Origin of the sequence: Bacillus sp. FSL L8-0358 (genome assembly GCF_038593095.1) — a bacterium.
In the GTDB taxonomy this organism is placed as follows: Bacteria; Bacillota; Bacilli; order Bacillales; family Bacillaceae; genus Bacillus; species Bacillus subtilis.
The window spans coordinates 3,451,722-3,469,836 of sequence record NZ_CP151962.1 but is presented as its reverse complement, the minus strand read 5'-3'; the positions used below and the strand labels follow the sequence as shown (position 1 = coordinate 3,469,836).

The 18,115-nt window shown below is 40.6% G+C and carries 16 protein-coding genes; all 16 read left to right on the top strand.

Features of this window, described 5'->3' with window-relative positions; all coding sequences use genetic code 11:
• The first annotated feature begins 235 nt into the window (after positions 1 to 235).
• Positions 236 to 1,894, top strand: coding sequence for a DUF2339 domain-containing protein (locus NYE49_RS17865; RefSeq protein ID WP_047183255.1), 1,659 nt, complete (start codon positions 236 to 238; stop codon positions 1,892 to 1,894).
• Positions 1,895 to 2,024: 130 nt separating this feature from the next.
• Positions 2,025 to 2,750 carry a hypothetical protein gene (locus tag NYE49_RS17860; RefSeq protein WP_047183254.1) on the top strand — a complete coding sequence of 242 codons (726 nt, stop codon included), beginning with the start codon at positions 2,025 to 2,027 and terminating at the stop codon, positions 2,748 to 2,750.
• An 88-nt stretch (positions 2,751 to 2,838) separates the two neighbouring features.
• Positions 2,839 to 3,534, top strand: a complete 696-nt coding sequence (locus NYE49_RS17855; RefSeq protein ID WP_047183253.1) for a hypothetical protein — start codon at positions 2,839 to 2,841, stop codon at positions 3,532 to 3,534.
• 384 nt (positions 3,535 to 3,918) lie between these two features.
• Positions 3,919 to 4,641 carry a hypothetical protein gene (locus NYE49_RS17850; protein ID WP_047183252.1) on the top strand — a complete coding sequence of 241 codons (723 nt, stop codon included), beginning with the start codon at positions 3,919 to 3,921 and terminating at the stop codon, positions 4,639 to 4,641.
• A gap of 5 nt (positions 4,642 to 4,646) precedes the next feature.
• Entirely contained in the window at positions 4,647 to 6,554 is a 1,908-nt protein-coding gene (locus NYE49_RS17845; protein ID WP_047183251.1) for a DUF6792 domain-containing protein, read from the top strand.
• Positions 6,555 to 6,568: 14 nt separating this feature from the next.
• Entirely contained in the window at positions 6,569 to 6,928 is a 360-nt protein-coding gene (locus NYE49_RS17840) for a hypothetical protein (RefSeq protein WP_047183250.1), read from the top strand.
• A 164-nt stretch (positions 6,929 to 7,092) separates the two neighbouring features.
• Complete coding sequence (gene bmrA, locus NYE49_RS17835) at positions 7,093 to 8,862, top strand: multidrug resistance ABC transporter ATP-binding protein/permease BmrA (RefSeq protein ID WP_047183249.1); 1,770 nt, start codon at positions 7,093 to 7,095, stop codon at positions 8,860 to 8,862.
• Between the two features lie 125 nt (positions 8,863 to 8,987).
• On the top strand, positions 8,988 to 10,442 hold the full coding sequence (locus tag NYE49_RS17830; protein ID WP_042975267.1) for a tetratricopeptide repeat protein: 1,455 nt from the start codon (positions 8,988 to 8,990) through the stop codon (positions 10,440 to 10,442).
• A gap of 380 nt (positions 10,443 to 10,822) precedes the next feature.
• A complete protein-coding gene (gene cwlO / locus NYE49_RS17825) occupies positions 10,823 to 12,232 on the top strand; it encodes a peptidoglycan DL-endopeptidase CwlO (protein WP_047183248.1) in 1,410 nt (469 codons plus the stop codon).
• A 219-nt stretch (positions 12,233 to 12,451) separates the two neighbouring features.
• The gene (gene trxB, locus NYE49_RS17820; protein ID WP_003228139.1) at positions 12,452 to 13,402 is read left to right on the top strand and encodes a thioredoxin-disulfide reductase; all 951 of its coding nucleotides are present in this window, start codon (positions 12,452 to 12,454) and stop codon (positions 13,400 to 13,402) included.
• Between the two features lie 318 nt (positions 13,403 to 13,720).
• Positions 13,721 to 14,197 carry an 8-oxo-dGTP diphosphatase gene (locus NYE49_RS17815; protein WP_010886622.1) on the top strand — a complete coding sequence of 159 codons (477 nt, stop codon included), beginning with the start codon at positions 13,721 to 13,723 and terminating at the stop codon, positions 14,195 to 14,197.
• A 24-nt stretch (positions 14,198 to 14,221) separates the two neighbouring features.
• Positions 14,222 to 15,109 carry an RNase adapter RapZ gene (gene rapZ / locus NYE49_RS17810; RefSeq protein ID WP_003243903.1) on the top strand — a complete coding sequence of 296 codons (888 nt, stop codon included), beginning with the start codon at positions 14,222 to 14,224 and terminating at the stop codon, positions 15,107 to 15,109.
• A 1-nt stretch (position 15,110) separates the two neighbouring features.
• The gene (gene mgfK / locus NYE49_RS17805; protein WP_047183589.1) at positions 15,111 to 16,064 is read left to right on the top strand and encodes a gluconeogenesis morphogenetic factor; all 954 of its coding nucleotides are present in this window, start codon (positions 15,111 to 15,113) and stop codon (positions 16,062 to 16,064) included.
• Between the two features lie 22 nt (positions 16,065 to 16,086).
• A complete protein-coding gene (whiA, locus tag NYE49_RS17800) occupies positions 16,087 to 17,037 on the top strand; it encodes a DNA-binding protein WhiA (protein WP_047183247.1) in 951 nt (316 codons plus the stop codon).
• A gap of 24 nt (positions 17,038 to 17,061) precedes the next feature.
• The gene (locus NYE49_RS17795) at positions 17,062 to 17,319 is read left to right on the top strand and encodes an HPr family phosphocarrier protein (protein WP_003219835.1); all 258 of its coding nucleotides are present in this window, start codon (positions 17,062 to 17,064) and stop codon (positions 17,317 to 17,319) included.
• Positions 17,320 to 18,084: an arylamine N-acetyltransferase gene (locus NYE49_RS17790; protein ID WP_080344232.1), complete on the top strand. Its 765-nt coding sequence runs from the start codon at positions 17,320 to 17,322 to the stop codon at positions 18,082 to 18,084.
• Positions 18,085 to 18,115 lie beyond the last annotated feature (31 nt).

Sequence of the window (18,115 nt, the reverse complement as noted above, 5' to 3'; positions counted from 1 at the left end):
TCCTTTTTTATGTATTTGTTTCAGCTGAACCATTTGTCTTGTCCTAATAGAAGAAATAAAAAAACCAATCGAATTTCCTATTTAACAAAAATTTCCCATGATGTAACATGACTTAGAATGAAAATCTCAAATGGATATCAGGTCTTTAGGATTATTTTATACAAACCGGTCAGGATAGTGAGGAAAAGACATAGTATGAAAAAGCGGCTGCTATTATTCGAAAAATGAGGAGAGAATGGTGAACGAAAAAATTGATGAACTGAACAAAAGAGTTGGACGTTTAGAACAAGAACTGGAAAGTGTCAAAAGGGAGATCGCATATCTCGCTGCTGGCAAGAAAGAACAAACAGTAGTCAAAACGGATGAGCACCCAAAAGTCAACAAGGAAACCGAAGTTCCACAAAAGACGCCGGCTCCGCGAAAAGAGAACCGTACTTTAGAAAACATGGCGGGAAATTGGCTTCCGAAGATCTTTATTTTTGTTTTTCTTCTTGGTATGATTTGGGCATTTGTGGCAGCTGCAGAAAAAGGCTGGATCAACGCATATATGAGGGTAGGGGCAGGACTTATTGTCTCTATTGTGCTATATGTTCTCGGTAGCAGGTCACATAAGAAAAATGCCAGTGTATTGGGCAGTTCATTATTGGCGGGCAGTAATATTGTCTATATTGTTTCTTTGTTTGCGGGTAACATGCTGTACCAGATTATACCGACGCCGCTTACAATGATCCTTCTTGCTGCAGGCGTTGCGGGCGGTGTGTACATATCAAGGAAATACCGATCACAAACACTGATTGCGATTATCGTCGCAGGTGTTTACTTGTATCCTTTTTTATTTGGCGGGAAACAAGGAAATGAATACATCTTTTATGTATATGAGTCATTGGTTTTCGCAGGCTTAATATATGAGACAGTTAAACAAAAGTACAGCGTAGCATGGAATATAGCAAACTATGCTTTCATATTAGCGATTTTTGCTTTCTTATCATTTACAGATGCGCAGGTGACGGGTTGGACACTTGCTGTATTTATCCTACAGCAGGCGATTACGATTCTATCAGCCTTACGATCGAACAGCCAATTTAAAAAAGCTGTCTATCTTACAGCTGTTACAATCGGAGCTTTTGTCGTTTTCATCACAGGGGTTGTCCTGTACATGAAAAACGATACAGCCTTATACGTCTTTTATACTGCTGCATTTGTGTTTTACCTGTTGTTAAGCTTATGGAAAAGTAAAGAATTTGCCGAAATCAAACATACGTTTTTTCTCATTTCTATGATTTATTTTAATGTATTGGCAGCGGATGCATTATCTGAAAATGTGATCTTGCTGTACATCATATTCACCTTACAAGGAATCATGATGTGTTACGTGTCATACCGCAAAAAAAGCTGGTTGATCGGCATTGCTGGAGTGATTGTATTATTACAGGCAGCCTGCGGCCTCATACAATACCCGGCACGTTCATTACACGTTCTCAGCATTGTCTCTTGGCTGCTGCTGATCAGCTCACTTTTTGGCGGCTATCTGTATTCGAAGAAAATACATTATAAACAAGTCACAACTGTTGTTTCGTCCGCTGTTTCATTGCTGCTGCTTGTATTCTTCAGCAAATTATCCATATGGATGTCGAATAGGATTGACGGCGTATCAGTAAACGTAGGAGTATCCCTGTCATGGTTTATATTTGTCATTGTGATGTATGCTGTTTATTACGCAACCAAAGACAAGACATGGAACCGAATTGGGCTGATCTTTTTATTCATTACACTTGCCAAAATAATTTTAATAGATTCTGCTTCGATTGATATTGTTTGGAGAGCGGTCTTATTCATCTTGTTAGGAGTCATTGGCCTGTTTATATCCAGAGTATTTTATTCGAAAAAAGAGTAACAATCATGTCTGGTCAAGACTGCCGATAGAACGCGGCGGTCTTTTTTCAGTATGATTCTATATTGTAATACGGATAGAACTAAATAATCATGTTGTAACAATCTATCAGTTAAACGCGTGGAGGTTTGTCATGAAAAAAATCATCTTGCTTTGCTTCTGCTTATTACTTACTCTGACAGGCGGATGCAGTATGAACACCAATGAAAAAAACAACACAAAAGACAATAACACAGAAGCCTTAAAACCAAAAGATATGGATCCAAAAGACCTGCCGCAAGTTCCGGCATTTCAAGATGAGAAGACGAGAGAGTACATGGTGTCAACGAAGGAAGAGGAGCCGGGGTATTATTTGCTGGAGTCTAGGCTGAAAGGGTTTAGGATGTTGTTTCCGGAGGATGCAAAATATTCGAAATATTTGTCTATTCGTGATGAAAATGAAGAAATTATCGCATTTGATAGTTATGATAAAACAAAAAATAAAATGTTAAATGCACAAATAGAGTATTACCAAGGAACATCTTTTATTAATAATCCTGAGACAATGTTAGAGCAAGTAAGGAATGAAAATGGTTATAATGGCAATTTTGAAAAGCTAGAGCACGCAGACAAAGATATTTATATTGCTCATAAGAAAAATCATTTTCAAAACGATAAAAACAAATACAACTTTTCATACAGATATTTCGGTTATATTAACTCACCCGAGAAAAAACAAGCAGGTATCGTATTTTCGTTTATGTTTAGATGTCCAAATAATAGAAAGTCTTGTACGTTAGATAAAGATCATTTAGGAGACCAGGTTAAAAAACACGTAAAATCGATCACCTTTTTACAACAAACAGGAGAAATAAAATGAATACAAAAATATTAAGGCTAAAAATCACTTTGTAATTAAGGTCAAAAATGATTTAGGCAAATTAGCCGAAAACCCGTGGAGGTTCGTCATGAAAAAAATCATCTTGCTTTGCTTCTGCTTATTACTTGCCCTGACAGGAGGATGCAGTATGAACAACAATGAAAAAAACAACACAAAAGACAATAAAACAGAAGCCTTAAAACCAAAAGAAATGGATCCAAAAGACCTGCCGCAAGTTCCGGCGTTTCAAGATGAGAAGACGAGAGAGTACATGGTGTCAACGAAAGAAGAGGAGCCAGGGTATTATTTGCTTGAGTCTAAGCTGAAAGGATTTAGGATGTTGTTTCCGGAGGATGCGGAGTATTCCGACTCAGAAACTTCAAAGACAAACGAGTCACTATTTTTTGATAGTTTTAATAAAAAAACGAATATAGTAATGAATGCTTCAGTTAAGTTTTATCAAAATGAATCGTTTATAAACGAACCGGAGAATATGTTGGATATTATTAGCGGTAAAAATGAATACAAAGGTGATTTTGAGAAATTAGAAACGAAGGATAAAGATATTTACTTTGCCTCAAGACAAGAAAACTTTGACAAAGAAGAGACACCATCTTATATCTTCCTTGGTTATATAAAATCGAAAAAACAAGATTATTTAGGGATGGAATATTCTTTTATGTTTAGCTGCTCCGCCAATGCAAATACATGTGAACAAAACCCGAAAGACAATGAAGAAAAAGTTAAAAAAATAATAAACTCTACTACCTTTGGCGATATGTAAAGGAAAATACGAAGAAAGAGAGATATCTGCTCAAAGAAAAAGGCTTTTGATGATATAGAGGGAAAGAATAGTTTTTCTTATAGAGAATTAAGGGAAATAGAGTATTCGTTTCGATTCACCTACTATAAAGATGAAGAGGTTAAGTAAGAGCCGTATGATAAACGATTTTATGAAAAAAGAAATAGGTATTTTGATGTGTTTGTGGTGTTTTGCTTGATTTGTTAGTGAAAGGAGATCAAAACCAAGTCGGATTTCCTATTTATCCAAATTCCACCATGATGTAACATAGAAAAGGATAAAATAATCACGTATTAACCAGGTCAATAGGATTATTTTCGGTATGAAAATAGAATTCTATTCTCACAAAACCCGTGGAGGTTCGTAATGAAAAAGATCATATGTATTTGCTTTAGCTTATTACTTGCCCTGACAGGAGGATGCAGTATGCAAGACAATGATAAAAACACCACAAATGACAATAAAACAGAAGCCGTAAAACCAAAAGACATGGATCCAAAAGACCTGCCGCAAGTTCCGGCGTTTCTAGATGAAAAAACGAGAGAGTACATGGTGTCAACGAAAGAAGAGGAGCCAGGGTATTATTTGCTTGAATCTAAGCTGAAAGGGTTTAGGATGTTGTTTCCGGAGGATGGGGAGTATGTACCTGATCTTTCAAGTAAAGGTGAAAATGAGGAAACAATAGTATTTGATAGTTTCAATAAAAAAACTAACATTCAATATGACGGGCAATTAGATTATCATCAAGAAAAAAGTTTTGCGAATGACAAGGATACAATGCTTGACATTGTAAGCGGCAGAAATAGCTATAAAGGAAAATACGAAGAAAGAGAGCTATCTGATAAAATTGTATATTCTGCTCAAAAGAAAAGCAGTTTTGATGATGTGGATGAAAAGAATAATTTTTCTTATAGATTTTTTGGTTATGTTAAATCTAAAAAAGAGGAATATTTAGGAATAGAGTATTCTTTTCGTTTTTCTTGCTATAAGGGTAAAGAGGTTTGTTCATTAAAGAAAGAAGAAGCAGAAAAAAAAGTTCGAAAAATAATTGATTCTATTACCTTTTTAAAAGTTAAAAAGGAGAAATAGAGAAAATGGAAAATAAGAATATATTTGAAAATGAAAATGTAAAGCTGCGTTTAATTGACTTGGAGTACGATTATAAAGAAAAATTTGCTTCTAATATTGAAAGTGAAATAAAGAGAGCTAAAACAGATTTTGAAGTCGAGGTGCGTCGAATATACAAAGAAGAAACACATCGAGATCTTCCAAAAAATCTGGAAATATACACATCTAATGAACTTATTAAAAAAAATTCGAAAATAGATACATCAATAAGAGAGTCCGGATATGATGGTACAGCTATTTATATTAAGGATGATAAACAACACGTTAATCAACTTCATATTATTTCAGAGGGGAGTGCTGATAACGAAGACTGGTCATACAATTTCTTTGGTCTCTTTTTAGGGATAGATGACAGCCAGTACCAAGCGACAAAAGAGTTTGTAAGAAATGCCAAAAGAGAAACAGAGAATTCTCATGATTTAAAGACCTTTGCTATGGGCCACTCACTGGCAAATAATAATCAGGTGATGGTTCAATTAATTGACGGAGAATTTGATGAGGTTTATGGGGTTAACGGAGCTCAAATAAGCGTTGACCACCTGCTAGCAACTGATTTGAATTTGAGAGATAGGCTAATGCATAAATTTCATATTAGACGCTTAAAAGATATAAATGATATCCCACCAGATAAGCTAAAAAAAGAAATCCAAAAATATTATGAAGACAAAGGCGTAACAGCAAACATCACCCAACGCATCTCAAAAGACGACCCGTTGTACGGAGCGAGCGGCAAGGCCGATTTCATTACATTCGGTGATGTGAAGATGGCAGATACAAATACAAGTGTAAAAGGCATCCGAAACATTATGGATGGGATTCCTGACGAAGATGTGAGGTCAATTCAAAAATTCCTTCAAAAATATAAGGATGACTATGAAAAAGACGGCTTGAACGGTTTTATAAAGGCAGCCAGCGGGATAGACATAGACCTGATTGAAAAAGTGAAAAACACAGACGGCGCTTTAAAGAAAGTAAGTGTCCTATATGAGCATTTTGATGATGTTAAGCAAATGTATGGCCGAATAAAAGAGGAACTGCCGTCGTTTTTAGGTTTTCTTCATACCTTGTTGAGAAACAGCGGACCGGTCGTAGATCAGTTAGCTGAAAATGGTTATATTGATGAAACGCAAAAGAAAGTCATCAAAAAAGAATTAACGAATATTAATGCGAGTATGCGAGGCATCGAATCACGGTACGAACATTTCATAGACCATCTAAAACATGGCCAATTTATGCAAGCTTTAAAAGACGTTGGTGAAATAGTGGACTACGTAAAATCAATTCTGTCCTCATTGAAAACACTCGACACAGAAACAAAAGACGCACTAAAACTTATCGTCGACGGCCACAGCATCGTTCAAATGCTCAACGCCTTGTCAAAGGAAAAAGGCTTCAGCTATAAAGGCTCCGATATTTATTTTACAGGGAAGAGCGGCTCGGGAGAAACGATTCAAGTCAATCTCTCATCCGCTGTCAGAATCTATCAAAACGGTATGAAAATCGTTGAAGATATGGAAGATGCGATTTCTAAGTACCAGAAGGTTTACAGTCAGGAAATCGATGAAGACTTCATAGACAAAAAGCAGGCGATCATCACGGCTATTCATCATATGGAAGAAAACCCTTCGCATTATGCCTTCGATCTTCAATTCCGGCTTGCAGCTGGTTTCAGCCACACATTCGATAAATTGGAGAAAATCTCAGTTCATGAATCATTCCACACAGGTGCGCTTCCTGCTAATGATGGGATTGTTGCTGAATTAAAAAAACAGACAACAGAAAAAAGAGATTTTATCAAAAATATCCGCGAGAGTATTGAAAAGCTGTTTGAAAAAGAAGAAATGATTTCTCAGTTATTTGATTTTCAGCCTTAGGAGGAATATGAAGAGTGACTTCCTTATTTTCAGAAAGTGAAACAGAAATTGTATCAACGACCTATATGTTTCTTACCCAAGATGAAATGAAGGGGAAAGCGGGCACCCTCAATCAACCGATCAACGACTTTCTCAGCCTGACAAAGAAATTTGAGTCTTCATTAAAAGAGGAAATCAAAGGGCAAAAAGGATTGATTGTAAAAAAAATAAAAAAAGAGCTTGAGTCTAAAAGCGAAAAACGAAAAGCCGCCCTTGAGATGATAAAAGAAGAACATAAAGCAAAAGTTGATCGGTACAAAATGATAATTGAAGACCTGCGACAGCAGGATGTAACATTGACTTACAGAAAAAAGAAGCCTGTGAAAGATGTCTAACATAAAAATCTCCTATTCAAACAATGAGTGGGAGATTTTTATTTTGATCACGGCAAAAATATACTGAAAAAGTCTTTCTCCATTGATATGATTGAGAAAGAGTAAAAATCATCCTTTTGCTATACATTTCACCTTTCTGAACGCTGAAACAGGAGGAAAAATATATGCCAACCCAGAAACAAAAATCTAAAAGTAAATTGAAACCTTTTTTTGCATTAGTAAGACGGACCAATCCTTCCTATGGAAAGCTCGCATTTGCGCTTGCTCTCAGTGTTGTAACCACGCTGGTCAGCCTGCTCATTCCATTATTAACGAAGCAGCTTGTCGATGGTTTTTCTATGTCAAATCTGTCAGGCATGCAAATCGGGTTGATCGCGCTTGTGTTTTTCGTTCAGGCCGGTTTAAGCGCTTATGCCACCTATGCGCTTAACTATAATGGACAAAAAATCATCTCCGGGCTGCGGGATTTATTATGGAAGAAATTAATTAAGCTCCCTGTCTCTTATTTCGACACAAATGCTTCCGGGGAAACAGTCAGCCGTGTAACGAATGATACGATGGTGGTCAAAGAACTGATTACAACCCATATCAGCGGGTTTATTACAGGCATCATTTCTGTCATTGGATCATTGACAATCTTGTTTATTATGAACTGGAAGCTGACACTGCTTGTGTTAGTGGTCGTTCCGCTGGCCGCTCTTATCTTGATGCCAATTGGCCGCAAGATGTTTTCTATCTCACGGGAAACGCAAGATGAAACGGCTCGTTTTACAGGCCTGCTGAATCAAATTCTCCCGGAAATCAGACTCGTCAAGGCTTCAAATGCGGAGGATGTCGAATATGGGCGCGGGAAGATGGGGATTTCCTCATTATTTAAGCTTGGAGTTCGTGAAGCCAAGGTTCAATCGCTTGTCGGCCCGCTTATTTCACTCGTGTTAATGGCAGCGCTTGTCGCAGTGATCGGATATGGCGGCATGCAGGTCTCATCAGGCGAGCTCACAGCCGGAGCGCTCGTGGCTTTTATTTTATATTTATTTCAAATTATTATGCCGATGGGCCAGATTACAACGTTTTTCACACAGCTGCAAAAATCAATCGGTGCAACAGAACGAATGATTGAGATTTTGGCAGAGGAAGAGGAAGATACAGTGACAGGAAAACAAATTGAAAATGCGCATCTGCCTATCCAGCTTGATCGCGTGTCTTTTGGATATAAGCCTGATCAGCTGATCTTAAAAGAGGTCAGCGCTGTCATTGAAGCAGGTAAAGTCACAGCGATTGTCGGTCCGAGCGGCGGGGGGAAAACGACGCTGTTTAAGCTGCTTGAACGCTTTTATTCTCCGACTGCAGGATCCATTCGGCTGGGGGACGAGCCGATTGATACTTATTCGCTTGAATCGTGGCGGGAGCACATCGGGTATGTATCACAGGAAAGCCCGTTAATGTCCGGGACAATCAGAGAAAATATTTGCTACGGGTTAGAACGAGATGTGACGGATGCTGAGATCGAAAAAGCCGCGGAGATGGCATATGCGCTCAATTTTATAAAGGAGCTGCCGAATCAGTTTGATACAGAAGTAGGCGAACGCGGCATTATGCTGTCAGGCGGACAAAGGCAAAGAATCGCGATTGCGAGAGCGCTTCTCCGTAACCCAAGCATTCTTATGCTCGATGAAGCGACCTCGAGTCTCGACAGCCAATCTGAAAAATCAGTTCAGCAGGCGCTGGAGGTGCTGATGGAGGGCCGCACAACGATTGTTATCGCTCACCGATTATCTACCGTTGTAGATGCGGACCAGCTTTTGTTTGTTGAAAAAGGGGAAATTACCGGTCGTGGAACACACCATGAGTTAATGGCTTCCCATGGTCTTTATAGGGATTTTGCTGAACAGCAGCTGAAAATGAATGCGGACTTAGAAAACAAAGCCGGGTAAATTTTGGTCGAATCAGCCAATAAAAAAGAGGAGGGATTTTCCCAATCCTTCCTTTTGAACTATTGAGGGGCTTACGATTTATGGTATACTACTGACGGTAATATTGTATAAAACGGAGGGTAGTTGTGGGAAAACACACTTCTGAACATAAAAATCACGCACAAATTGTCCAGCTGCTTCAAGATGGACAATATTTTTTTCATAAAGGCTTGAAAGCGTATAAAGAGCGCAATCTAAAACGGGCAAGCAAACTGATTCAGCGCGCGGTTCATTTGGAGCCGGAGGATTCAGAGATGCTTTCACAGCTTGCGGTCATTTATTCGGAAATGGGCCAATATCAAGAGTCGAACGATCTTCTTGACTATATCATGGCAAATCTGGAGGCCGAAATGCCGGAGTGCCATTACTTTAAAGCGAATAACTTTGCCCATCTGGGGCTCTTCCAGGAAGCTTATAAAGAAGCGGCCGCTTATTCTGATGCGGACCCGGATGGTGAATTCGCCGAAGAAAACGATAGTCTGCTTGATTTGCTCGATTTAGGAGACGACGGCATTGAGGATTCTTTGTATGATCAGGATGAACTGCTGGTGAAACAGGATCGGGCAAAGTCATTGCTGGAAAGCGGCCAGCTTGCTGAAGCGGTTGCGGCGCTTGAGGAAATCACAGCTGAATATCCGGAGCTTTGGTCAGCATACAACAATCTCGCGCTTGCCTATTTCTATTCAGGAAACGTTGTAAAAGCGAAGCAAACCGCTTATGAAGTGCTTTCTCATAATGAAGGAAATCTTCACGCCTTATGCAATCTTCTCGTTTTCTACTATTATGAAAGAGAAGATGAAAAAGTGGCGGAATTGAGTGATCAGCTCTCCAATGTCTATCCGATGCTAATGGAGCAGCGTTATAAATTGGGTGCTACTTTGGCGCTTGTCGGCCGCTACGAGATCGGATATAAATGGCTCAAATCATTATATAAAACCGGCTTTGAAGGTGACGACACCTTCTTTTACTGGCTTTCCTGCTCTGCTTATTTTACGGGACATACCGACTTTGCCGAGACGATCTGGAGAAAAGTCGAGTCGCAATATCCCGGCGAAGACCGCCCGGCGCCTTGGATAGAGCGGAGGGAAGCTCTTCCTTCATCTGTGGAGCAGCGTCTCGCAGCCTATTATATCAGCAGCACAAAGGGAGAAACGGAGCATCTTGAAGCGGTGATACGCTCAAAGAGAATCACCGCTCCTTTTGAAAATCAGTTTGTAAAGCTGCTTCTAAATGGAGATTCTGCGGCTGCTGACGTTTCAGAGGATGCACTTTTCGCCTATCAAACGGTCAAACTATTAGAGCAAGCTGAAAAAGAAGAGATGAAAACAGAAGTCATGAGCTGCTGGGTTTTCCATGTCATCCAGCAAATTCGTGCAGCCGCTCCGTTGAAGAATGAGAAAGGCTGGGCAGCAGCCATCTGTTATATTTGGAAAGAAGCCCATGGCAAGCAAGACACGAAAAAAGACACAGCGGCCCGATTCGGCATCTCTCCGGCAACGTTGACGAAATATATGAAATATATTGATGATATTCTAGAATAGTAAATTTTAAAGAGTCGATTTATTTAATCGACTCTTTTTTTGTTTGATAGATTATATTAAGAAAATAATATCGACAGTTTTTTTACACGCTTAAGAAAAATGACAAATGATGTGTGACTTGACATCTGTTTGAAACATAAATGTAATAAAATTTATCGCTAATTTGTCGAAACTTGATGGTATAATGATTCTCGTACATAAGGAATTAGTGTTTTTTACATATGATGTGAAATAAACGCTATACAACCAGAATAAGAGATGCACAGAATAATTAACCATAAACAACCATCATTCCTCGTAGAGTATGAGGAACGAAACTTGATGTTCAAAATACGATTCCAAATGAGGACAGGTTCACAGTAAAAGGGAGGATATAAAAAGTGAGAAAGAGTTTAATTACACTTGGTTTGGCTTCCGTCATCGGGACAAGCAGTTTTTTGATCCCATTTACAAGTAAAACTGCATCGGCGGAAACATTAGATGAAAAGAAACAAAAAATCGAAAGCAAGCAATCTGAGGTTGCTTCCAGCATTGAAGCGAAGGAAAAAGAATTAACTGAGCTTCAGGAAAATCAATCAAAGATTGAAAAAGAACTGAAAGACATTAACGATAAGGCGCTTGATACAAGCAACAAGATCGAAGATAAAAAAGAAGAAAATGATAAAACAAAAGAAGAAATCAAAAAACTGAAAAAAGAGATTAAAGAAACAGAAGCACGTATCGAAAAACGCAATGAAATCCTGAAAAAACGCGTTCGTTCTTTACAGGAAAGCGGCGGATCTCAAGGATACATAGATGTTCTTTTAGGATCAACAAGCTTTGGTGACTTTATCTCTCGTGCGACTGCGGTTTCATCTATTGTGGACGCAGACAAAGATTTAATCAAACAGCAAGAGCAGGATAAAGCGAAGCTCGAAGATTCTGAAGCGGATTTGAATGACAAGCTGAAAGAAGTTCAAGCTGCATTGGCTAAATTAGAAACAATGCAAAAAGACCTTGATAAACAGCTTAATGAAAAAGACAAGCTTTTCGACGAAGCAAAAGCAAGCCAAAAGAAAACGGCTAAAGCGATTTCTGAATTAAAATCAGAGGCGTCTGAACTTGCAAATCAAAAAGCAAATACTGAAGCTGAACAAGCACGCATCAAAAAAGAACAAGAAGCAGCAGCTGCTTTGATCAAAAAGCAGGAAGAAGCACAAAAAGCATCTGATGAAACACAAACAGATGACAGTCAAACGGCTACAACTGAATCAGCAAAAGCAAGCTCATCTGATGATTCTTCAGACAATTCTTCTAACGGTTCATCAAACAGCTCGTCTAACGGCTCATCTTCTAAGAAGAGCAGTGGCTCAAACAGCAATTCAGGCGGCACTGTTATCAACAACTCCGGCGGAATTGAAGGCGCGATCAGCGTTGGTTCAAGCATTGTAGGACAATCTCCGTACAAGTTTGGCGGCGGACGCACTCAGTCTGATATCAACAACCGTATTTTTGACTGCTCATCATTCGTACGCTGGGCATACGCTTCTGCAGGTGTTAACCTTGGACCTGTTAGCGGAACGAGCACTGACACTTTAATTAATAAAGGAAGAGCTGTCAGCCCGTCAGAAATGAAGCGCGGAGACTTAGTTTTCTTTGACACATACAAAGTAAACGGTCACGTTGGGATTTATTTAGGAAACGGAACGTTCCTTAACGACAATTCTTCACATGGTGTTTCAATTGATTCTATGAATAACCCTTACTGGAAAAAATACTTCAATGGTAATGTAAGACGTGTTGTTCAATAATAAATAAGACATGGGCCTTCTATAAACAGAAGGCTCTTTCTTTATTAATATGCATACCCTTTTGAAATACATTTAATCGCGTTTCGAAAAAAATGAGCAAAAAAATAGCGTATCACCATGAGATTTTATAGGATATGGGTAAGGAATACGTTTGATGGGGATTCTTATCTTATAAGAAAGAGCCCAAACTTCGAAAAGATGGTTTAAGGAGTGAATAGTGTGTCAGAAGAAAAAATTTATGACGTGATTATAATCGGCGCGGGCCCTGCTGGGATGACGGCCGCTGTATACACATCAAGAGCGAATTTATCGACATTAATGATTGAAAGAGGAATTCCTGGCGGACAAATGGCCAATACGGAAGATGTAGAAAACTATCCTGGATTCGAAAGTATCCTTGGGCCTGAGCTTTCTAACAAAATGTTTGAACACGCGAAAAAATTCGGCGCTGAATACGCTTATGGCGATATTAAAGAAGTCGTTGACGGCAAAGAGTACAAAGTAGTCAAAGCTGGTTCAAAAGAATATAAAGCCCGTGCTGTCATCATTGCTGCAGGTGCGGAATATAAAAAAATCGGTGTGCCTGGCGAAAAAGAATTGGGCGGACGCGGTGTATCTTATTGTGCAGTATGTGACGGCGCTTTCTTTAAAGGCAAAGAACTAGTCGTTGTTGGCGGCGGAGATTCCGCGGTTGAAGAAGGCGTATATCTGACTCGTTTCGCCTCAAAAGTAACGATTGTTCACAGACGTGATAAACTCCGTGCTCAAAGTATTCTTCAAGCGAGAGCATTTGATAATGAAAAAGTTGACTTCCTATGGAACAAAACCGTGAAGGAAATTCATGAGGAAAACGGCAAAGTCGGTAACGTAACGCTTGTCGATACGGTAACCGGTGAAGAAAGTGAATTCAAAACAGACGGCGTATTCATTTACATCGGCATGCTTCCTCTGTCTAAACCGTTTGAGAATCTGGGCATTACGAATGAAGAAGGCTACATTGAAACAAACGACCGCATGGAGACAAAGGTTGAAGGAATTTTCGCTGCCGGAGACATTCGCGAAAAATCACTGCGCCAAATCGTAACGGCTACAGGAGACGGAAGTATTGCGGCACAAAGCGTACAGCATTATGTCGAAGAGCTTCAAGAAACGCTGAAAACCTTAAAATAAAAAGGGTTGTCATACGAGTTTCACATTACGTTACTGGGTTTTAATTCCGCTGTAACACATGTGTAATGCTTTTCGGTTATGATTAATAAAGTAATTGACCCCCTTTTTATAATGAATACACTTTTTTGGCACGGATTCTCCAGTTATCCGTGTCCTTTTTTTGTCCATAAATAAAAGATGAATGCCAGTTACAGCAAAATCATCTGAATTAAGGAATGAATATGCTGTAAAATAGAAGAAAAGATTGTCAATGTCTCTTCATTGTGGGAGGCATCTTGAAGCGGTATAATAAAGAGACGATGACAGGACGAAGGTTAGGTGACGTACTTGCAAAGAGTGACAAATTGTGTGCTTCAGACGGATGACAAAGTTCTTCTGCTTCAAAAGCCGAGACGCGGATGGTGGGTCGCGCCGGGAGGCAAGATGGAGAGCGGAGAATCAGTCAGAGACTCCGTCATCAGAGAGTACAGAGAAGAGACTGGTATCTATATCATAAATCCTCAATTAAAAGGCGTTTTTACCTTTATTATTAAAGACGGTGACCACATTGTCTCCGAGTGGATGATGTTTACGTTTGTCGCGGATTCTTATACTGGACAAAATGTATCAGAATCAGAGGAAGGCAAACTGCAGTGGCACGATGTCAACGACATTCAGAACCTGCCTATGGCCCCTGGAGACGGCCATATCCTTGATTTTATGATGAAGGGACAAGGGCTGCTGCACGGCACATTTACGTATACACCGGAATTTGAGCTGCTCAGTTATCGTTTAGACCCGCAGCACATCAAATAGAAAGACAAGTCAGGGGGGAGAAAGATGAGTGTTAGTGAATCACATGATATTCAGCTTGTCATTATAACCGGAATGTCGGGAGCGGGGAAAACTGTCGCGATCCAAAGCTTTGAAGACCTCGGCTATTTCTGCGTCGATAATCTTCCGCCTTCATTGCTTCCGAAGTTTTTAGAGCTGATGAAGGAATCAAATTCGAAAATGAGCAAAGTTGCGCTCGTGATGGATCTGCGCGGCCGCGAATTTTTTGACCGGCTGATTGAAGCGCTGGATGAAATGGCCGAAAATCCGTGGATCACACCGCGAATTTTATTCCTGGACGCGAAGGATTCCATTCTCGTCACAAGATATAAAGAAACGAGACGCTCGCATCCGCTGGCAGCGACTGGCCTGCCGCTTGAAGGCATCGCACTGGAACGAGAGCTGCTTGAGGAATTAAAAGGCCGCTCTCAAATCATTTACGATACGTCTGACATGAAGCCGCGTGATTTGCGTGAAAAAATCGTGAAGCACTTTGCGACAAACCAAGGAGAGACATTTACCGTGAATGTCATGTCATTTGGTTTTAAATACGGTATTCCAATTGATGCAGATCTCGTCTTTGATGTCAGATTTTTGCCGAATCCGTACTATATCGAAAGCATGCGGCCGCTGACTGGTAAGGATAAAGAGGTTTCCTCTTACGTCATGAAGTGGAATGAAACGCAAAAGTTCAATGAGAAATTAATTGATCTGCTGAGCTTTATGCTTCCATCTTATAAAAGAGAAGGAAAAAGCCAGGTTGTCATTGCGATCGGCTGCACAGGGGGCCAGCACCGCTCTGTGACATTAGCCGAGAATTTAGCTGATTATTTCAAAAAGGATTACTATACTCATGTTACTCACCGGGACATTGAAAAGAGAAGCCGGAAATAAGATGGGACAAAAGCCGAAAATTGCCATCTTTGGCGGCGGTACAGGTCTTTCTGTATTGCTTAGGGGCTTAAAGCATAAACCTGTTGACATCACGGCCATTGTAACAGTTGCCGATGATGGGGGAAGCTCTGGCCGTCTGCGGAATGAACTGAAAATTCCGCCTCCTGGAGACATCAGAAATGTGCTTGCCGCTTTATCCGATGTGGAGCCACTTGTTGAAGATCTTTTTCAGCACCGCTTCAATAAAGGGAATGACTTAACAGGCCATTCTCTCGGGAATTTGATTTTGGCAGCGATGACAAATATAACCGGTGATTTTTTTCACGCTGTCACTGAAATGAGCAAGGTGCTGAATGTCAGAGGAAAGGTTTTGCCGGCTGCCAATGCCAGTGTCGTTTTGCATGCTGAGATGGAAGATGGCCGCGTGGTCTCAGGCGAGTCAACGATCCCAGAATACGGACAGCGCATTAAGCGTGTTTTTCTCACGCCTGAACAGATTGATCCGCTGCCGGAAACAATAGACGTGATCAGGGAAGCGGATTTGATTATTATCGGCCCGGGAAGCCTCTATACAAGCATTCTTCCCAATTTGCTCGTCCCAAAAATCGGGGAAGAAGTGATAAAGGCGCCGGCGAAAAAAGTATACATTTGCAACGTGATGACTCAGCCCGGCGAAACGCTCCATTACACCGCTGCTGATCATGTGAAAGCGCTCAATCAGCATATGGGCTGCGGTTTTATTGATACGATATTAGTGAACAGTGAAGACATTCCCGACGAAATAAAACGTAAGTACGAAAAGGAATCTGCGCGTCCTGTTGATTTTGATATTGAAGAGCTGAAAGCGATGGGGCTTGAAGTCATCAGAGATCAAATTGTAACGTATAAAAATGACGTAATACGTCACGATACACATAAAGTGGCCTCTCTTCTTGTTGATTTACTGAAAGAATGAAGCCTTGAAATGAGGTGGCTATATGTCATTTGCATCAGAAACAAAAAAAGAATTAACGAATCTGGAAGTGAAGGACTGCTGCATTAATGCCGAGCTGTCTGCACTCATTCGGATGAACGGAGCTTTATCATTTACAAACCGCCATCTCGTACTCGATGTTCAAACCGAAAACGCGGCCATTGCCCGCCGCATCTATACATTGCTGAAAAAACAATATGATGTGTCGGTCGAGCTGTTGGTCAGAAAGAAAATGCGGCTGAAAAAGAATAACGTCTATATTGTGCGTTTTTCAGAAAAAGCAAAAGCGATCTTAGAGGATTTAAAAATACTCGGGGAGAATTTTGTGTTTGAACGAAGTATTTCGAAAGAGCTGGTCAAAAAGAGATGCTGCAAGCGTTCTTATATGAGAGGAGCATTTTTGGCAGGAGGTTCGGTCAATAACCCGGAAACCTCCTCGTATCATTTAGAAATCTTCTCTCTTTATAAGGAGCATAACGATTCATTATGTGACCTGTTAAATGAGTTTCAGTTAAACAGCAAAACGCTTGAACGGAAAAAAGGCTACATTACCTATTTAAAAGAGGCTGAAAAGATTACAGAGTTTCTGAACGTAATTGGCGCTCACAATTCGCTTCTGCGATTTGAGGATGTCAGAATCGTCCGAGACATGAGAAATTCGGTCAACCGCCTCGTCAATTGTGAAACAGCCAACTTAAACAAAACGATCGGCGCATCGCTGAGACAGGTGGAAAATATTAAATACATCGATGAAAGAATCGGCCTGGAGGCGCTGCCTGAAAAACTTCGGGAAATTGCGCAGCTTCGGATTGATTATCAGGAAGTGACGCTGAAAGAGCTGGGGGAAATGGTAGCAAGCGGGAAAATCAGCAAATCAGGGATCAATCACAGGCTGAGAAAACTTGACGAAATCGCAGAACAGCTGCGGACAGGGCAATCCGTCACTTTAAAATAACCGTAAAGAAAAGGGGAGATCCTTATGGTTCAACAGAAAGTGGAAGTTCGATTAAAGACAGGACTGCAAGCACGTCCTGCTGCTTTGTTTGTACAAGAAGCAAACCGGTTTACGTCAGATGTGTTTCTAGAGAAGGATGGGAAAAAAGTAAACGCCAAAAGCATCATGGGGCTGATGAGCCTTGCGGTAAGCACAGGCACTGAGGTTACCTTGATTGCCCAGGGAGAAGATGAACAAGAGGCGCTGGAGAAGCTGGCTGCTTACGTTCAAGAAGAAGTTTAGGTGATAAAAATGAGTGACTTTCTAAAAGACTGCTTTCAGAAAATTGGCTGGGAAAAAGATCATGTCAGCTTCGGCGATCTTCCCCTTTTTCTCAAAGCAATGGCATACCGTTTTCCATTCGAAAACCGTGCCGTACTTGCAAAAGAGAATTATAAGATCACAAAAGAAGAGCTATGGCGACGTCTGCTCAAAGATCAGCACGGCGGCCTATGCTACGATCTAAATGGTTTCCTTTATTTTGTCTTGCGTGAGGCCGGGTTTCATGTGAAGCTCATTCGAGGAACGGTTTATGCAGGCAATCAAGAGGGATGGGCACTAGAAGGGACGCATGCTGCTGTATGGCTGTCTGCGGAAAACGGCGATTACCTCGTTGATATCGGCTTCGGCATCAACCTGGCGCTCCAGCCGATACCGCTTTCCGGAGAAACGGTACAGTCACCAGTCGGGTCATTCCGAATCAAAAAAGAAGAGACAGAAAAGGGCAGCCATGTTCTGCTGATGGACAAAGGAGAAGGCTGGCAAATTGGGTACGCCTTTACTCTTGAAGAGAGTGATCTCGGGGACTTAGATAACATGAAGGACATCATTCACTCTCATGAAAAGTCTCCTTTTAACAAGTCCCTGCTTGCCTCAAAGCTGACGCCGAGCGGAAGGATGGTCATGTCAGAGCGCCATTTTACGATTTATGAAAACGGCGGTAACATTCAAAAAAGCGACATCGGCCCTTCAGGATTTGAAGAGAAATTAAATACTCATTTTTTGTAACGTGAAAAGCTTGCAGGTTATCTGCAAGCTT

Coding starts and splice junctions, on each gene's coding strand:
- NYE49_RS17845 (WP_047183251.1), top strand. CDS start 4,647: ATGGAAAATAAGAATATATTTGAAAATGAAAATGTAAAGCTGCGTTTA.
- NYE49_RS17855 (WP_047183253.1), top strand. CDS start 2,839: ATGAAAAAAATCATCTTGCTTTGCTTCTGCTTATTACTTGCCCTGACA.
- NYE49_RS17795 (WP_003219835.1), top strand. CDS start 17,062: ATGGTTCAACAGAAAGTGGAAGTTCGATTAAAGACAGGACTGCAAGCA.
- mgfK (WP_047183589.1), top strand. CDS start 15,111: ATGGGACAAAAGCCGAAAATTGCCATCTTTGGCGGCGGTACAGGTCTT.
- rapZ (WP_003243903.1), top strand. CDS start 14,222: ATGAGTGTTAGTGAATCACATGATATTCAGCTTGTCATTATAACCGGA.
- NYE49_RS17850 (WP_047183252.1), top strand. CDS start 3,919: ATGAAAAAGATCATATGTATTTGCTTTAGCTTATTACTTGCCCTGACA.
- bmrA (WP_047183249.1), top strand. CDS start 7,093: ATGCCAACCCAGAAACAAAAATCTAAAAGTAAATTGAAACCTTTTTTT.
- NYE49_RS17860 (WP_047183254.1), top strand. CDS start 2,025: ATGAAAAAAATCATCTTGCTTTGCTTCTGCTTATTACTTACTCTGACA.
- NYE49_RS17865 (WP_047183255.1), top strand. CDS start 236: ATGGTGAACGAAAAAATTGATGAACTGAACAAAAGAGTTGGACGTTTA.
- whiA (WP_047183247.1), top strand. CDS start 16,087: ATGTCATTTGCATCAGAAACAAAAAAAGAATTAACGAATCTGGAAGTG.